General features: G+C 59.2%; 11 protein-coding genes and 4 tRNA genes. 13 read left to right on the top strand and 2 right to left on the bottom strand.

Going from position 1 to position 15,342, the window contains the following annotated elements; genetic code table 11:
- Positions 1–147: 147 nt before the first annotated feature.
- The gene (locus ACZ3HH_RS14065) at positions 148–1,344 is read right to left on the bottom strand and encodes an amino acid aminotransferase (protein ID WP_460146698.1); all 1,197 of its coding nucleotides are present in this window, start codon (positions 1,342–1,344) and stop codon (positions 148–150) included.
- A gap of 352 nt (positions 1,345–1,696) precedes the next feature.
- Between ACZ3HH_RS14065 and uvrB the strand changes: the two genes are divergently transcribed.
- The 13 genes from uvrB to ACZ3HH_RS14000 all read left to right on the top strand — a co-directional run bounded on the left by uvrB (position 1,697) and on the right by ACZ3HH_RS14000 (position 13,593).
- Complete coding sequence (gene uvrB / locus ACZ3HH_RS14060; protein WP_008007189.1) at positions 1,697–3,712, top strand: excinuclease ABC subunit UvrB; 2,016 nt, start codon at positions 1,697–1,699, stop codon at positions 3,710–3,712.
- Between the two features lie 335 nt (positions 3,713–4,047).
- Positions 4,048–5,529 (top strand): glutamate--tRNA ligase, encoded by a 1,482-nt coding sequence (gene gltX, locus ACZ3HH_RS14055; protein ID WP_465805421.1) that lies wholly within the window; start codon positions 4,048–4,050, stop codon positions 5,527–5,529.
- Between the two features lie 190 nt (positions 5,530–5,719).
- Positions 5,720–5,795 (top strand) — tRNA-Ala (locus ACZ3HH_RS14050).
- A 79-nt stretch (positions 5,796–5,874) separates the two neighbouring features.
- Positions 5,875–5,950: transfer RNA gene (locus ACZ3HH_RS14045), tRNA-Glu, on the top strand.
- Between the two features lie 53 nt (positions 5,951–6,003).
- A tRNA-Ala gene (locus ACZ3HH_RS14040) sits at positions 6,004–6,079 on the top strand.
- Positions 6,080–6,159: 80 nt separating this feature from the next.
- Positions 6,160–6,235, top strand: a tRNA-Glu gene (locus ACZ3HH_RS14035).
- 182 nt (positions 6,236–6,417) lie between these two features.
- Positions 6,418–6,957 carry a TetR/AcrR family transcriptional regulator gene (locus tag ACZ3HH_RS14030; protein ID WP_465805419.1) on the top strand — a complete coding sequence of 180 codons (540 nt, stop codon included), beginning with the start codon at positions 6,418–6,420 and terminating at the stop codon, positions 6,955–6,957.
- Between the two features lie 30 nt (positions 6,958–6,987).
- Complete coding sequence (locus ACZ3HH_RS14025) at positions 6,988–7,821, top strand: alpha/beta fold hydrolase (RefSeq protein WP_465805417.1); 834 nt, start codon at positions 6,988–6,990, stop codon at positions 7,819–7,821.
- A 48-nt stretch (positions 7,822–7,869) separates the two neighbouring features.
- Positions 7,870–8,307, top strand: coding sequence for an acyl-CoA thioesterase (locus ACZ3HH_RS14020; protein ID WP_465805415.1), 438 nt, complete (start codon positions 7,870–7,872; stop codon positions 8,305–8,307).
- 183 nt (positions 8,308–8,490) lie between these two features.
- A complete protein-coding gene (locus ACZ3HH_RS14015) occupies positions 8,491–9,450 on the top strand; it encodes a tRNA dihydrouridine synthase (RefSeq protein ID WP_465805413.1) in 960 nt (319 codons plus the stop codon).
- Between the two features lie 130 nt (positions 9,451–9,580).
- Positions 9,581–10,027, top strand: a complete 447-nt coding sequence (locus ACZ3HH_RS14010) for an Hsp20 family protein (RefSeq protein WP_465805412.1) — start codon at positions 9,581–9,583, stop codon at positions 10,025–10,027.
- A gap of 189 nt (positions 10,028–10,216) precedes the next feature.
- On the top strand, positions 10,217–10,915 hold the full coding sequence (locus tag ACZ3HH_RS14005; RefSeq protein ID WP_465805410.1) for a DUF1266 domain-containing protein: 699 nt from the start codon (positions 10,217–10,219) through the stop codon (positions 10,913–10,915).
- The gene (locus tag ACZ3HH_RS14000; RefSeq protein WP_465805408.1) at positions 10,912–13,593 is read left to right on the top strand and encodes a DUF805 domain-containing protein; all 2,682 of its coding nucleotides are present in this window, start codon (positions 10,912–10,914) and stop codon (positions 13,591–13,593) included. Before ACZ3HH_RS14005 ends, ACZ3HH_RS14000 begins: the two co-directional genes overlap by 4 nt.
- On the opposite strand, the gene ACZ3HH_RS13995 is transcribed toward ACZ3HH_RS14000, so the two are convergent.
- Positions 13,590–15,281 carry an Hsp70 family protein gene (locus ACZ3HH_RS13995; RefSeq protein WP_465805406.1) on the bottom strand — a complete coding sequence of 564 codons (1,692 nt, stop codon included), beginning with the start codon at positions 15,279–15,281 and terminating at the stop codon, positions 13,590–13,592. The two genes, ACZ3HH_RS14000 and ACZ3HH_RS13995, sit on opposite strands and share 4 nt — an antisense overlap.
- Between the last annotated feature and the right edge of the window lie 61 nt (positions 15,282–15,342).

Genomic DNA, 15,342 nt, shown 5'->3' with positions numbered 1-15,342 from the left:
GTTGGCTGGCCGGCCGCTATCGCAGGCAAGCCAGCTCCCACATTTAATATGTGTGCAGTCTAGAGCGGTCGTTCGCTGCGCTGGGATTTATCTGAGACAAAAAAACGGGAAGCCATTTGGCTTCCCGTTTTCATATCACGCGTCGACTCAGATCACCGCAACGATGGCCTTGGTCACAACGTCGATGTTGCTCTGGTTCAGCGCGGCGACGCAGATGCGGCCGGTGTCCAGGGCGTAGATACCGAACTCGTTGCGCAGACGGGTCACTTGCTCAACCGTCAGGCCGGAGTAGGAGAACATGCCGCGCTGGCGACCGACGAAGCTGAAATCGCGTTGCGGAGCGTTTTTCGCCAGCAGGTCGACCATCTGGGTGCGCATGCCGCGAATCCGCAGGCGCATTTCTGCCAGTTCCTCTTCCCACTGGGCGCGCAGTACCGGGCTGTTCAGCACGGCGGCGACGATGCTTGCACCGTGGGTCGGCGGGTTGGAGTAGTTGGTGCGGATCACGCGTTTGACTTGCGACAGCACGCGCGCGCTTTCTTCTTTCGATTCGCTGACGATCGACAGGGCGCCAACACGCTCGCCGTACAGCGAGAAAGATTTGGAGAACGAGCTGGAAACGAAGAAGGTCAGGTCCGATTCGGCGAACAGGCGCACGGCCGCGGCGTCTTCATCGATGCCGTCGCCAAAGCCCTGGTAGGCCATGTCGAGGAACGGCACGTGACCTTTGGCCTTGACCACTTCCAGCACGTTTTTCCAGTCCGCAGGGCTCAGGTCCACGCCGGTCGGGTTGTGGCAGCAAGCGTGCAGCACGACGATGGAGCCGGACGGCAGGGCGTTCAGGTCTTCCAGCAGGCCGGCGCGGTTAACGTCGTGGGTGGCGGCGTCGTAGTAGCGATAGTTCTGCACCGGGAAACCGGCCGTTTCGAACAGTGCGCGGTGGTTTTCCCAGCTCGGGTCGCTGATCGCCACGACGGCGTTCGGCAGCAGTTGCTTGAGGAAGTCGGCACCGATTTTCAGTGCGCCAGTACCGCCAACGGCTTGGGTGGTGATGACGCGGCCAGCAGCGATCAGTGGCGAGTCATTGCCAAACAGCAGTTTCTGTACGGCCTGGTCGTAGGCAGCGATGCCGTCGATCGGCAGGTAGCCACGGGAAACGTGTTGAGCGGCGCGAATCGTCTCGGCTTCGACAACGGCGCGCAGGAGTGGAATTCGCCCCTCCTCGTCGCAGTAAACACCGACCCCCAGGTTGACCTTGTTGGTACGGGTATCGGCATTGAATGCTTCGTTGAGGCCCAGGATTGGATCGCGTGGTGCCATTTCGACAGCGGAGAACAGGCTCATTATTGCGGCGGCTCTGAATGGAGTGTGGAGGGACGTGTCGCGCTCCAGCCGGATGCACTAGAGCGGTGCACAAACGGGGAGCTAGTATAGAGGCCATCAGTGATCGATGGCGACAGGCGATTCGGCTTTTACGGTAAGTTTTTCGAATTATTTTTCGATCGTTGATCGAGTGGTGTCATCAAAGGTTTTATCCGATGTAGGACGTTTGCCTTGAAAGCGATGGCAATCGGCTCCACATTGAGCACAATCCAGTTTTTTCCTCGGGCGACGTCGGTCGTTTGCGGTCTTTTTCGTTGCTGTCCGGTTTGACCGGACAGGCGCGAATCCCTGCACCGAGAACCGAGAGGTATGTATGTCTGAATTCCAGCTAGTCACCCGCTTCGAGCCCGCCGGCGATCAGCCGGAAGCCATCCGCCTGATGGTCGAGGGCATTGAGGCCGGGCTGGCGCACCAGACGTTGCTCGGTGTGACCGGCTCGGGCAAGACCTTCAGTATCGCCAACGTGATCGCCCAGATACAGCGCCCGACGCTGGTGCTGGCGCCCAACAAGACGCTGGCCGCGCAGTTGTATGGCGAATTCAAGGCGTTCTTCCCGAACAACGCTGTTGAATACTTCGTGTCCTATTACGACTACTACCAGCCCGAAGCCTATGTGCCGTCATCCGACACCTTCATCGAGAAGGATGCCTCGATCAACGACCACATCGAACAGATGCGTCTGTCTGCGACCAAGGCGCTGTTGGAGCGCAAGGACGCGATCATCGTCACCACGGTGTCGTGCATTTACGGTTTGGGCAGTCCGGAAACCTATTTGAAGATGGTGTTGCACGTCGATCGAGGCGACAAGCTCGACCAGCGCGCGCTGCTGCGTCGCCTGGCCGACCTGCAATACACCCGCAACGACATGGATTTCGCCCGGGCGACCTTCCGGGTGCGCGGCGATGTGATTGATATCCACCCGGCGGAATCCGATTTCGAAGCGATCCGCATCGAGCTGTTCGATGACGAAGTGGAGAGCCTGTCCGCCTTCGACCCGCTGACCGGTGAGGTCATCCGCAAATTGCCGCGTTTCACCTTCTATCCGAAGAGCCACTACGTGACGCCGCGCGAAACCCTGCTCGAAGCTACCGAAGGGATCAAGGTCGAATTGCAGGAGCGCCTGGAATACCTGCGCTCCAATAACAAACTGGTGGAAGCCCAGCGACTGGAGCAACGCACCCGTTTCGATCTGGAGATGATCCTCGAGCTGGGCTACTGCAACGGCATCGAAAACTATTCGCGCTACCTGTCGGGCCGTGAGTCCGGCCAGGCGCCGCCCACGTTGTTCGACTACCTGCCGGCGGACGCCTTGCTGGTGATCGACGAATCCCACGTCAGCGTGCCGCAAGTCGGCGCCATGTATAAAGGTGACCGTTCTCGTAAAGAGACGCTGGTGGAGTACGGCTTCCGTCTGCCGTCCGCGCTGGACAACCGGCCGATGCGTTTCGACGAGTTCGAAAGCATCAGTCCCCAAACGATTTTTGTCTCAGCCACGCCGGGCAATTACGAGGCGGAGCACGCCGGCCGAGTGGTCGAGCAATTGGTGCGACCGACTGGCCTGGTGGACCCGCAAATCGAAATCCGTCCGGCATTGACTCAGGTCGACGACCTGCTCTCGGAAATCACCAAGCGAGTCGCCCTAGAGGAGCGGGTGCTGGTGACCACGCTGACCAAGCGTATGTCCGAAGACTTGACCGATTACCTGGCCGACCACGGCGTGCGTGTGCGTTATCTGCACTCGGACATCGACACCGTGGAGCGGGTCGAAATTATCCGTGACTTGCGTCTCGGCGTCTTCGATGTGCTGGTGGGGATCAACCTTCTGCGTGAAGGCCTGGACATGCCGGAAGTCTCGCTGGTGGCGATTCTCGACGCCGACAAGGAAGGTTTCCTGCGTTCCGAGCGCTCGCTGATCCAGACCATCGGCCGGGCGGCGCGCAACCTCAATGGGCGGGCGATTCTGTATGCGGATCGCATCACCGGTTCCATGGAGCGGGCGATCGGCGAAACCGAGCGTCGTCGCGACAAGCAGATCGCCTTCAACCTGGCCAATGGCATCACGCCCAAGGGGGTGTTCAAGGACGTCGCCGACATCATGGAAGGCGCGGTAGTGCCGGGTTCGCGCAGCAAGAAGCGCAAAGGCATGGCCAAGGCCGCCGAGGAAAGTGCCAAGTATGAGGCAGAACTGCGCTCGCCGAGCGAGATCAGCAAACGCATTCGTCAGTTGGAAGAAAAGATGTACCAGCTCGCTCGCGACCTGGAATTCGAAGCTGCGGCGCAGTTGCGCGACGAAATCGGCAAATTGCGGGAGCGGTTGATCGCGGTTTGAGATGTGCAGTGAATGGGCGGGCCTCATCGCGGGCAAGCCCGCTCCCACAAGGATTGAGGGTATTCATACAATATGTGGCCACCTACGGATCCTGTGGGAGCGGGCTTGCCCGCGATGAGGCTCGCCGGAACACTACAGATATCAATTGCGCGCTTCCCAAGCCTTCAGCCCTGCCTGCAACCTCCTGGTAGGCAACGTCGCCACAAGCTGATCCCTCAATGCAATATTGGCTTATATGCCCTGCTGACTGGAGCATGGCAGGCTACGCCTGTTACCATTCGGCTCTTGTTGGAAGTTCGCTTTGATCTTCGCTTTTATTCTTTTCGAGACATGCCATGACCACCGTCCGCACTCGCATCGCGCCATCGCCTACCGGGGACCCCCACGTAGGTACCGCTTACATCGCTTTGTTCAACTACTGCTTTGCCAAGCAGCATGGCGGTGAGTTCATCCTGCGGATCGAAGATACCGACCAACTGCGTTCGACCCGCGAGTCCGAACAGCAGATTTACGACGCCCTGCGCTGGTTGGGTATCGACTGGAGCGAAGGCCCGGACGTTGGCGGCCCGCACGGTCCTTACCGTCAGAGTGAGCGCGGCGATATCTATCAGAAGTACTGCCAGCAATTGGTCGACATGGGTCATGCCTTCCCGTGCTTCTGCACGGCCGAAGAATTGGACCAGATGCGCGCCGAGCAAATGGCCCGTGGCGAAACCCCGCGTTACGACGGCCGTGCGCTGTTGCTCTCTGCGGATGAAGTCGCGCGCCGCCTGGCCGCCGGCGAGCCACACGTCATCCGCATGAAAGTGCCGACCGAAGGCGTGTGCGTGGTGCCTGACATGCTGCGTGGCGATGTCGAGATCCCGTGGGATCGCATGGACATGCAAGTGCTGATGAAGACCGACGGCCTGCCGACGTACTTCCTGGCCAACGTGGTCGATGACCACTTGATGGGCATTACCCACGTTCTGCGCGGTGAAGAATGGCTGCCTTCGGCACCGAAATTGATCCTCTTGTATGAATACTTCGGCTGGGAACAACCGCAGCTGTGCTATATGCCGCTGCTGCGTAACCCGGACAAGAGCAAGCTGTCCAAGCGCAAGAACCCGACCTCGGTGACGTTCTACGAGCGCATGGGCTTCATGCCGGAAGCAATGCTCAACTACCTGGGCCGCATGGGCTGGTCGATGCCGGACGAGCGCGAGAAGTTCTCGCTGCAGGAAATGGTCGACAACTTCGACCTGCAGCGCGTTTCCCTCGGCGGGCCGATTTTCGACATCGAGAAGCTGTCGTGGCTCAACGGCCAGTGGTTGCGTGACCTGCCAGTGGAAGAGTTTGCCGCTCGTCTGCAACAGTGGGCACTGAACCCGGAATACATGATGAAGATCGCACCGCACGTGCAGGGGCGGGTTGAAACCTTCAGCCAGGTCGCACCGCTGGCCGGTTTCTTCTTCGCCGGTAGTGTGAACCCGGACGCCAAACTGTTCGAATCCAAGAAGCTCTCGGGTGATCAGGTTCGTCAGTTGATGCAACTGATCCTGTGGAAGCTGGAAAGCCTGCGTCAGTGGGAGAAGGACAGCATCACTGCAACGATCCAGGCGGTGGTCGAATCCCTGGAGTTGAAACTGCGTGATGCGATGCCGCTGATGTTCGCCGCGATCACAGGCCAGGCCAGCTCGGTGTCGGTGCTCGATGCAATGGAAATCCTCGGTCCGGACCTGACCCGTTTCCGCCTACGCCAGGCCATCGACCTGCTGGGCGGCGTGTCGAAGAAGGAAAACAAGGAGTGGGAAAAACTCCTGGGCGCTATCGCTTAAGGCTGTTTAACCTTGTGTAGGAACTGCCGAAGGCTGCGATCTTTTGATCTTGCTCTTCGGCGCCACCCCCGTTTTTCGGGGGGAGGGCGGTAAGTGATTGTTATGTGGGCAAAAAATTTTGGAAATTGTTAAAAATAAGTTTGACAGCCTTCCGATGCGCCATTAAGATTCGCCCCGTCCTCAGCGATGAGGGGCTATAGCTCAGCTGGGAGAGCGCTTGCATGGCATGCAAGAGGTCGACGGTTCGATCCCGTCTAGCTCCACCAATTTACACTTCGAGGTCTGGCCACACCGGCCTTGAAGCGATCAACACTCAGCGTTGATCAGTTGTATAGAAGGGTTTGCGTCCCCTTCGTCTAGTGGCCTAGGACACCGCCCTTTCACGGCGGTAACAGGGGTTCGAGTCCCCTAGGGGACGCCAGTTTTACAGAAGCGATGTTGCAAGATGTCGCTCCGCCGCGAGGCGAAAAATCCGGGGCTATAGCTCAGCTGGGAGAGCGCTTGCATGGCATGCAAGAGGTCGACGGTTCGATCCCGTCTAGCTCCACCAATTTTACAGTTCAAGGTCTGGCCACACCGGCCTTGAATCGATCAGCTCTCAGCACTGATCAGTTGTATAGAAGGGTTTGTGTCCCCTTCGTCTAGTGGCCTAGGACACCGCCCTTTCACGGCGGTAACAGGGGTTCGAGTCCCCTAGGGGACGCCACGATTACCCGCTCTGCGGGATTTTTAAGGGTCATTCAATTATTGAATGGCCCTTTTGTTTGTCTGGCGTTTGGCCAACTCTCCTTTTTCCTCAAAACTGTTCTTCAGACCAGCGGTCACATCCACGACTTGCGGAAAATTATTATGAGAATAATATTCTAGTCGTAATATTCGGAGGCAACGATGAACGATAAAAAAGCTCAAACCCGCGAACGCATCCTCAAGGCTGCCAGTGCAGCGCTGATCCAGCGCGGCCCGGCTGAGCCGAGCGTGGGCGAAGTGATGGGCGCGGCTGGCCTGACGGTCGGCGGCTTCTATGCGCACTTCGAAAGCAAGGACGCATTGATGCTGGAAGCGTTCAAGCAGCTGCTCAGCCATCGTCGTGGCTTGATCGCCAATATGGACGCCGAGTTGACCGGTGAAGAACGTCGCGCGTTGGTCGCAGCGTTCTACCTGTCGCGCAAACACCGTGATTCCACCGAGCAGGCGTGTCCGATTCCGGCGTCGGTCGGCGAGCTGGGCCGTCTGCCGGACGAATTTCGTGTGGCGTTGAATGAGCATGTTGAGTTGATGGTCGCGCAGTTGGCGGCCAGCCCGGAAGAAGCCGACAAAGCCTTGGCCGACTTGGCCTTGATGGTCGGTGGTTTGGGTCTGGCGCGGGCGCTGGGGCCAGGAGAGTTGTCCGATCGTTTGCTGCGCGCCGCCAAGTCGGCGGTGTTATGACCTAAAGGCGTCAGCCTGAGGAGATGGGCGATGAACACGTTGAGCTGGGTTCGTGGCGTTAATGGCACCTTGGGCTGGTTCGCGCCGACGCTGGTGGCGAGCAAGATGCGCCTGGCATTCATGACCCCGCGGCAATTGCTGCCGCGTGACTGGGAGTTGCCGCTGCTGGCGAAATCCGAACGAATCACCTTGCGCTTCGGTCTCTCTGCGCTGCGTTGGGGGCAAGGGCCGGCGGTGTTGTTGATGCACGGCTGGGAGGGTCGGCCAACACAGTTTGCTGCGCTGATCACGGCGCTGGTCGATGCCGGTTACACCGTGGTTGCCCTGGACGGCCCGGCTCACGGTCGTTCGCCTGGTCGCGAGGCTAATGTGGTGCTGTTCGCTCGGGCCATGCTCGAAGCGGCCGCTGAATTGCCGCCGCTGCAAGCGGTGATCGGTCACTCCATGGGCGGCGCCAGTGCCATGCTCGCAGTTCAGTTGGGCTTGCGCACCGAAACCCTGGTCTCGATCGCCGCCCCGGCGCGAATTCTCGGGGTGCTGCGCGGTTTCGCGCGCTATGTGCGCCTGCCGCCCAAAGCCCGTTCGGCGTTTATTCGTCAGGTCGAGAAGGACGTCGGCATGCGCGCCGCCGCGCTGGATGTTGCGCACTATCAGCTCGACATGCCGGGGCTGATCGTTCATGCCGAGGACGACAACTTTGTTCCGGTCAAGGAATCGCAATTGATCCACGAAGCCTGGTTCGACAGCCGTCTGTTGCGCCTGGAAGAGGGCGGTCATCAGCGGGTGCTCGCCGATCCGCGAGTGATCGACGGGGTTCTTTCGCTGCTGGCCGGTCGCAGCCTGCAATCGCGCCAATCGGCCTGAGCTTCCGTTACACTGCCCCGGTCGAAATAATCTGACCGGGAGTGGGGTATGGGCTGGGATCGGGCAACGCCGTTTATCATTGATCTGGAAGTGGCCGCCGAGGACATCGACGGGCTGGGCCATGCGAACAACGCGGTGTACGTGACCTGGCTCGAACGCTGTGCCTGGCGCCACTCGCAACGGCTGGGCCTGGATTTGGTCGAGTACCGGCGGCTGGATCGGGCGATGGCGGTGGTGCGACACGAGATCGATTACCTGGCAGCAGCCTATGAGGGCGATGAGTTGCAGTTGGCGACATGGATCGTCGATTGGGATCAGCGCCTGAAAATGACCCGACACTTCCAGTTGAAGCGCCCCAGCGACAACACGACGTTGCTGCGGGCACAGACCACTTTCGTGTGCATCGAACTGTCGACCGGCAAGCCCAAGCGCATGCCGGCGGAATTTATCGAGGGCTACGGTCCGGCGTTGCAAGTTCCAAGCTGACACGGTCCTGTGGCGAGGGGGCTTGCCCCCGTTCGGCTGCGCAGCAGTCGTAAAATCATCAATGATCTTGGGGGTCGCTACGCAACCCAACGGGGGCAAGCCCCCTCGCCACAGAGGTATGCGCAAGTCTTTCATTAGATAATCCAGTAAACTGCCGCACGTTTTTCGTTGAGTGTGTTTTTCATGCAAATTGCTTTGGCGCCCATGGAGGGGTTGGTCGACAACATCCTGCGGGACGTGCTGACCCGTGTGGGCGGTATTGATTGGTGCGTGACCGAATTCATTCGGATCAACGATCAGCTGCTCACGCCTGCCTATTACCACAAGTTCGGCCCGGAACTGCTGACCGGTGCCCGAACCGCGTCCGGCGTTCCGCTACGAGTGCAGTTGCTCGGCTCCGATCCGGTGTGCCTGGCGGAAAACGCCGCATTGGCCTGCGAGTTGGGTTCCGAAGTCATCGACCTGAACTTCGGCTGCCCGGCCAAGACCGTCAACAAGTCCCGTGGCGGCGCGGTGCTGCTCAAAGAACCTGAACTGCTCAACCAAATCGTTGAACACGTCCGTCGTGCCGTACCCGCGCACATTCCGGTGACCGCCAAGATGCGCCTCGGCTTCGACAGCCCGGACGGTGCGCTGGTTTGCGCCACGGCCCTGGCCGAAGGTGGCGCGGCGCACATCGTGGTTCACGCACGGACCAAGACCGATGGCTACAAGCCGCCAGCGCACTGGGAATGGATCCCTCGGGTGCAGGACGTGGTCAAGGTGCCGGTGTTTGCCAACGGCGACATCTGGAGCGTCGAAGACTGGCGCCGTTGCCGCGAGATCAGCGGCGTTGAAGACATCATGCTCGGTCGTGGACTGGTATCGCGCCCGGATCTGGCCCGGCAAATCGCTGCCGCCCGCGCCGGTGAAGACGTAATCGAGATGACCTGGGCCGAGCTGCTGCCGCTGATTCAGGACTTTTGGCTGCAAGCCAAGGCGCAGATGACGCCACGTCAATCGCCGGGTCGCTTGAAGCAATGGCTGGCGATGTTGACCCGCAATTATCCCGAAGCGGTCGAGCTGTTCACCGTCCTGCGTCGTGAGACCGAGCTGGATAATGTCTCGCGTTTGCTGGGTCTGCAGGTCTCTGAAGCGGCCTGAAGCTACTTTAAAAAAACAGAAAAAGAGCTCTTGAAAAGTAATCAGCGGTCCTTATCTAAGGATTACGCGATGCCGAATTCGGGTCGCGGAGACAAAAAAACTTGCTGATTATGTTCAGGAGATTTGAATCATGAGTACTGCATTTTCCCTGGCCCCACTGTTCCGTTCCTCGGTAGGTTTCGACCGTTTCAACGACCTGTTCGAAACCGCCCTGCGCAATGAGCCAGGCAGCACCTATCCACCCTACAACGTTGAAAAATACGGTGATGATCAATACCGCATTGTCGTAGCAGCCGCCGGTTTCCAGGAAGAAGACCTGGACTTGCAAGTGGAGAAAGGTGTGCTGACCATCAGTGGCGGCAAACGTGACGCGGACGAAAGCGTCACTTACCTGTACCAAGGCATCGCGCAGCGCGCCTTCAAACTGTCGTTCCGTCTGGCGGACCATATTGAAATCAAGGCCGCCAAACTGCGCAACGGTTTGTTGAGTATCGACCTGCTGCGCGTGATTCCGGAAGAAGCGAAAGCCAAACGCATCCCGATCAACGGGACGGAAAAACCGGCTCTGCAGCATTGAGTCATTCGAAGAAATACATTCGTTTGAACAGGCTGTAACCCGCTGAATGAAGGCCCCGACTTGTCGGGGCCTTTTTGTTTCCAGGCAAAAAACAGCCATGCAAGCTTTGCCGCCTTGCGACGGTTTCTCTACAATCCGCGCCAGTTTTGCCGACACCCATCCTGCCTGGTCGGCCCGGAGCTTTTTTTCATGGAAGAGATACAACAGCGTTGGCTGTGCGGTCTTTCTGCGCCGATGGTGGCCCTCAATCCTCGCGCCCATTACGACGAGCCTGCTTTCTACTCCGATCCGCAATTCATTGACCTGCAATGCAGCTGGGGCATCAGCGACCGGCCGCAGTTATTAAGCATGCTCGAAGGGATGGCGGACGACGGTCATGCCTCTCATCTCGATGGGGCGTATCAGTCGTGGCAGCGTTGCTTGCCGAGCGAATGGCAGACACTGCTTGAAACGCTGTCACCCCGCGAGCGCGACTTGCACGAGTTCGCCGGGCGTACCTTCGGTGGATGCGGGCCGGGTGGCATCAGGGCTTGGGATCTCGGGCGCATGGGGTTTCTCTTGCGCTGTGGTTTGCGCAATGAGTGGATCGATTTAACTGAAAGTCTTTGGCTACATGGCCGACTCGCCGCAAGAGCGCAATACCATTACGGCAGTTGGTTCTCCTATTTCAATGGTTTCCTGGCCGGTCATGCGTTCTGGAGCTGTCTGGGCAACAGTGACGAACAGATGGCTCACGAGCTTGATCGGCAAGGGGAGTTTTCGCGTAGCGCTTTCATTGCGCGTGGTCTTGCGCGCGACATCCCTTCTTTCCTGGTAGACCTGCCCTGGCACATGGACCTCAACTCACCGCCACGCCCGGCGTCCCTTGAGGAGTTCGACTGGTCATGAGTTGCTGGATACGCCTGGGTATAGAACCCACCAAAGACCAGACAGTTATTCGAAATGCCTACCGCGCGCGTCTGCCGGAGCATCATCCGGAGAGTGATCCTGAGGGCTTTCAGGCACTGCGTGAGGCCTATGAAAGTGCCAACCGTTTCGCTCGTCATGAAGAGGTCGAAATCGAAGATGAAGGCGTTGGTGCGCCCGAGATTCCGCAGACCTTGGTGGATTTTTACGCGTTGCTCGAAGATCCGGCTCGGCGCTTCAATCCTGAGGCCTGGCAAGCGTTCGTTAAAGCGTTGGATCAGCTACCTCTGGACGCTTTTGATGACCTCGGTTGGGGGCTGTTCCATGCATTGGCCAATGCCGGATCGCTGTCTTACTGTTGCGCAAATCTGCTGGCGCAACGGATGGGTTGGGAGCACCAGTTGCTGGATCTGGGGTTCGAGCAGGCGAATAAAGTCGAACAGTTCCTGCAACGCATCAAGACGCCAGACCCGTTCGATACGACACTGATGAGCGGCTGGTCCGAGCCTGCGCAGATGGAAACCCTGTGGTATGCCCGAAGCCTCGACTACCTCTTCGAGCATCGTCCGCTCCATGAATTCGAAGACTTTGCCAGCCATCACACCTGTTTGCCGCTGCCGGCGGACGAAGCATTCATCACGCGTTTGCTAGTGCGGTTCACCCAGGCGGGTATCGGTGGTGCAGGTCTGCAGCAGCTGTGTGTCGAACAACAGAGCCAAGCGCCAGACGATGTCGATTGGCTTTACTTGTTAGCTTGTCAAAACAGTTTGTTGGGGCTTGAGGATCAGGCGCTGCCCTGCTGGATCCGGCTCTGGCTGGAGTATCGTCACCCGAAGGCTGAAAGTTACTTGCTGGAGCTTTGCGCCAAACGTCAGCCAGACTTTCTCGCGCTACTGATTCAGGCATTTGACCGTCTGGAAAATTTCCGTGACTGGTCCCATGACCTCGACGATGTCACTCAAGAATATGGCAGCCCTTCACAGCGTCCCGAAACGCTGGCTCGCTGGCTTGGGGTCGGGCAACTCAATCTGCAAGGATTGGCAGCCGCATTTGTCGATTGGCGAATGACGGGGGATGAACTGCCTCTGCTGGCATTGCTTCTAGGGGAGCATCCGGATTCCCGCTTGCAGCGTCTGTACCGGCATGCATGGGCCTTGCATCGTGGGGATGTGTGGTTGTTGCAACAAATACTGGACGAGCCGCATCCGTTCGATGCCCTTGAGGGGCTGGTTCTGAGTGGGTTCAAGTATCAGGCAGAGCAGCAACTCTGTTGGTTGAATCAGGCGCCGATTCCGTTGGCAATGAAGGCCTTTCTCAACAGTCGTTCAGTTGAGCCGCAACTGGCCGAGGAACTGACAAAAGGCGAGCCGCACAAGATATGTCGCCTGTGGCTGAGCAGGCTGCGGGCTTACGACCCGTCTGCCCTGGTGCGGATCGATCAGGCATTTGACTTGGTGGACGCAGAAGCGGACGTGAACTTGCGGAGCTTGAGTCTGCTGGTCCAATTGGGGCAGCGAGGCGCAGTCCTGCCGGTCATTGCGCAAGGCGAGGCGGCGTGGCAATGGCACGCTCAGACGGTATTCCTGCTGGCATTGCTCGAACAGCCTGAGCGTTGGCTGACGTTGATCGATACGCAATGCCTGGAGCGACTGGAGGTCAACCCGGCTCATCCCCTGAGTCGGCTCCAGCCGTTGCTGCGGCGTTTGCAGCGTGAGCAAGGTAACTGCACCGGTTTGCTGGGGTGGCTGCAAGGTACCGATCCGGTCCATGGCTTGCTCGTGCAGCAGTTGTTCAATGTGCAGCAGGTCCTCGACAGCGCAGCGCTGCCCGGTAACGCGCAGCTCTATACCTGCATTGAAAGTGATCCCGATGCGTGCGGCGAGGATTTGCTGGGGCTGATGCTGCTCTGGGGTGTGCTGTATCACGATCCGAGCCTTGACGCCGAGCAGCATCGCGCACTGTTGCAATCCATCGCCGCTATCAGTTGTGAAGATGACTGGTTCGAAGCGTTTCGTAATGGTTTGATCAAAGGGGATCCTGTTTGGCCGCCTCGCAAAGTGCTGACGGATTTCGACGTCGACAAGCTGCTGGTCTATGAAGTCCTCGATACGCTGAGAAGCCTGATTCGTTATGGCGCGGCAGGAGTGCCGAGGACCAAGGTGTTGCAACAGTTGCAGCGCGGCAAGGATGAAACCGCGAACAGTGTGGGCCTGCGTCTGGCATTGACTGCCTTGCTGTCCTGGAGCGAGCGCCTGCTCTTGGCCAAAAGCGACACTCGCCCGGTGCCGTCTGCTGCGGTCTGGCGTTTGGGCACGCGATTGGGACGCAAGGCATTTATCGGACAGGTGCTGGGGTGTGTGGTGATCACCCCGATCGTGGCGCTGCTCAGCGGCACCGCCATCTCGGGGATTGTCATGCTGCTGCTGGGCATCGCGTTGTTGCTTGGTGCGATTCTGCGTCGGCTGCATGACATTGGCCGCGGGATTCCCACACTGCTGATTATTGCCTGCCTGACGCCGGTATTGCCGTTCCTGCCTCTGGTGTTGTTCGGCTTTCCCGGCGACAGGCTGCCTAACCGCTATGGTGTGCCGCCGGACAGTGCTGGTGAGGACACGCTGCCCGGTGGTTTGCAGGCGACCCTGCGGCGGCTTAACGGCTAAAGGCGAAGCTGATCCAGCGCTTTATTGAGTTGTGACCGATGGCTGGCAATCTCTACCGATTGCTGGCCACCGAGCACGGCGGTAAAGGCATCCAGCCAACCGGCAATTTGTTCGCGCTCATCGCCCAGGCTTTGCGTCCATGCACGCTCCAGCCGTGCCAGCAGGGTGCGATTGGGCAGCGCGTCCCGTGGATGGATTTTCAGGGCGCTGAGCCGTTCATGGCTGTTTTGTCGTGATTGCGGGTCGAGCCCGGTGGGGCTGCGATCAATGCTATGGCTGTGGCGTTCGCCGCTGGCCAGCAGGGTCACGTCAACTTCAAGCAAACCGTTGATGTCGTAGCTGAAACGCACATCCAGGGCCTGAGTCTGGTCACCGGGTGTCACCGCGACGTCGAAAGCATCGATGAAAATATTGTCCCGCACCCACGGCCGTTCACCCTGATAGACCGCGATACGGATTTGGTCTTGCTGCGGATGGGTGGTGTAAAAACGTTGCACCCGAGAGGTCGGGATCACGGTGTTGCGTTCGATGATCGGTGAGAAGGCGCCGCTGACGTCTTCTCCGCGATTGGTCGAGATGCCCAGAGTGTACGGGCAGACGTCGGTCAGGATCAGCTCCTCGATTGCGCTATCGCGGGCCTTGCACGCCGCCTGGGTGGCGGCGCCCAGTGCGACTATCGTGTCCGGGTCGAGATGGCGATAGGGCAGGCGCCCGAACAGTATGGCGACCATCTGCTGCACGGCTGGCATCCGCGTAGCTCCGCCGACCAGCACCAGGCTGTCGAGGTCCCGGGGCTTGAGCCGTGCATCGCGCAGGGCTTGTTCGATGGGAGCGCGCAACCGGGCCAGCAGCGGCTCCCAGATTTTCATCGCGGTAGCCTCATCCAGCGACCACTCGCGCAAGACGCCGGCGCCATTCCAGTTCAGATGCTGGGTGCCTTCACTGAGTTTGCATTTGAGTTGCTCCAGAGCATCACCCAGGCTGGCCAACCCCTGGCCGTCGATCAGCTGCGGGGTGAGTTGCCAGTCTTTCAGGCAGGCCTGTAGCAACGCTGCAGTGAAGTCTTCACCGCCGAGGAAGTTGTCGCCTGTGGAGGCATGCACTTCAATCAGCGGCAGTGCGTATTCAAGTACCGTGACGTCGAAGGTGCCGCCGCCCAGGTCGAAAATCAGCGTGCGCTCGAACTTCTGCTCGTGCAGCCCGTACGCCATGGCGGCGGCGGTCGGCTCGTTGATCAGCCGCGACACCGTCAAGCCTGCCAGCTCGGCGGCAAACAGCGTGCGTTTGCGTTGCTCGTCACTGAAGTAGGCCGGCACCGAAATCACCGCTTCATGCACCGGATGGCCCAGCCAGGCTTCGGCATCCTGTTTGAGTGAACCGATCACCAGTGCTGACAGTTCTTCCGGGCTGAATTGCCGCCCGCCCAGTTCGAACTGTTTGTCGCTGCCCATAAAACGCTTGAACGCCGCCACTGTGCGTTCCGGATGGGTGGTTAGACGGGCGCGCGCCGCATTGCCAACCAGAATGCTGTCGTCCTCGTCGAGGCTGACCACTGAAGGGGTGAGGAAATCGCCAAGGGCGTTGGGAATCAACTGTGCCCGACCTTCCTGCCAAACGGCGATCAGGCTATTGGTGGTCCCAAGGTCGATACCCAGCAAGGCCGGGCGGGGGAGGGTTGCATCCTGCATGGTTGATCTCTTTGAGGCGGTGCAAAAAAACGCGACCCTACAGGTTGAGAGAAAAACTGGC

The organism is Pseudomonas sp. PME37.24/025 (genome assembly GCF_055556615.1).
Note: the sequence above shows the minus strand (reverse complement) of the source record. Positions and strands in the feature narration are given on the sequence as shown.

Excerpts from the sequence above, each read along its gene's own strand:
- ACZ3HH_RS14065 (WP_460146698.1), bottom strand. The coding sequence starts at position 1,344 with ATGAGCCTGTTCTCCGCTGTCGAAATGGCACCACGCGATCCAATCCTG.
- uvrB (WP_008007189.1), top strand. The coding sequence starts at position 1,697 with ATGTCTGAATTCCAGCTAGTCACCCGCTTCGAGCCCGCCGGCGATCAG.
- gltX (WP_465805421.1), top strand. The coding sequence starts at position 4,048 with ATGACCACCGTCCGCACTCGCATCGCGCCATCGCCTACCGGGGACCCC.
- ACZ3HH_RS14030 (WP_465805419.1), top strand. The coding sequence starts at position 6,418 with ATGAACGATAAAAAAGCTCAAACCCGCGAACGCATCCTCAAGGCTGCC.
- ACZ3HH_RS14025 (WP_465805417.1), top strand. The coding sequence starts at position 6,988 with ATGAACACGTTGAGCTGGGTTCGTGGCGTTAATGGCACCTTGGGCTGG.
- ACZ3HH_RS14020 (WP_465805415.1), top strand. The coding sequence starts at position 7,870 with ATGGGCTGGGATCGGGCAACGCCGTTTATCATTGATCTGGAAGTGGCC.
- ACZ3HH_RS14015 (WP_465805413.1), top strand. The coding sequence starts at position 8,491 with ATGCAAATTGCTTTGGCGCCCATGGAGGGGTTGGTCGACAACATCCTG.
- ACZ3HH_RS14010 (WP_465805412.1), top strand. The coding sequence starts at position 9,581 with ATGAGTACTGCATTTTCCCTGGCCCCACTGTTCCGTTCCTCGGTAGGT.
- ACZ3HH_RS14005 (WP_465805410.1), top strand. The coding sequence starts at position 10,217 with ATGGAAGAGATACAACAGCGTTGGCTGTGCGGTCTTTCTGCGCCGATG.
- ACZ3HH_RS14000 (WP_465805408.1), top strand. The coding sequence starts at position 10,912 with ATGAGTTGCTGGATACGCCTGGGTATAGAACCCACCAAAGACCAGACA.
- ACZ3HH_RS13995 (WP_465805406.1), bottom strand. The coding sequence starts at position 15,281 with ATGCAGGATGCAACCCTCCCCCGCCCGGCCTTGCTGGGTATCGACCTT.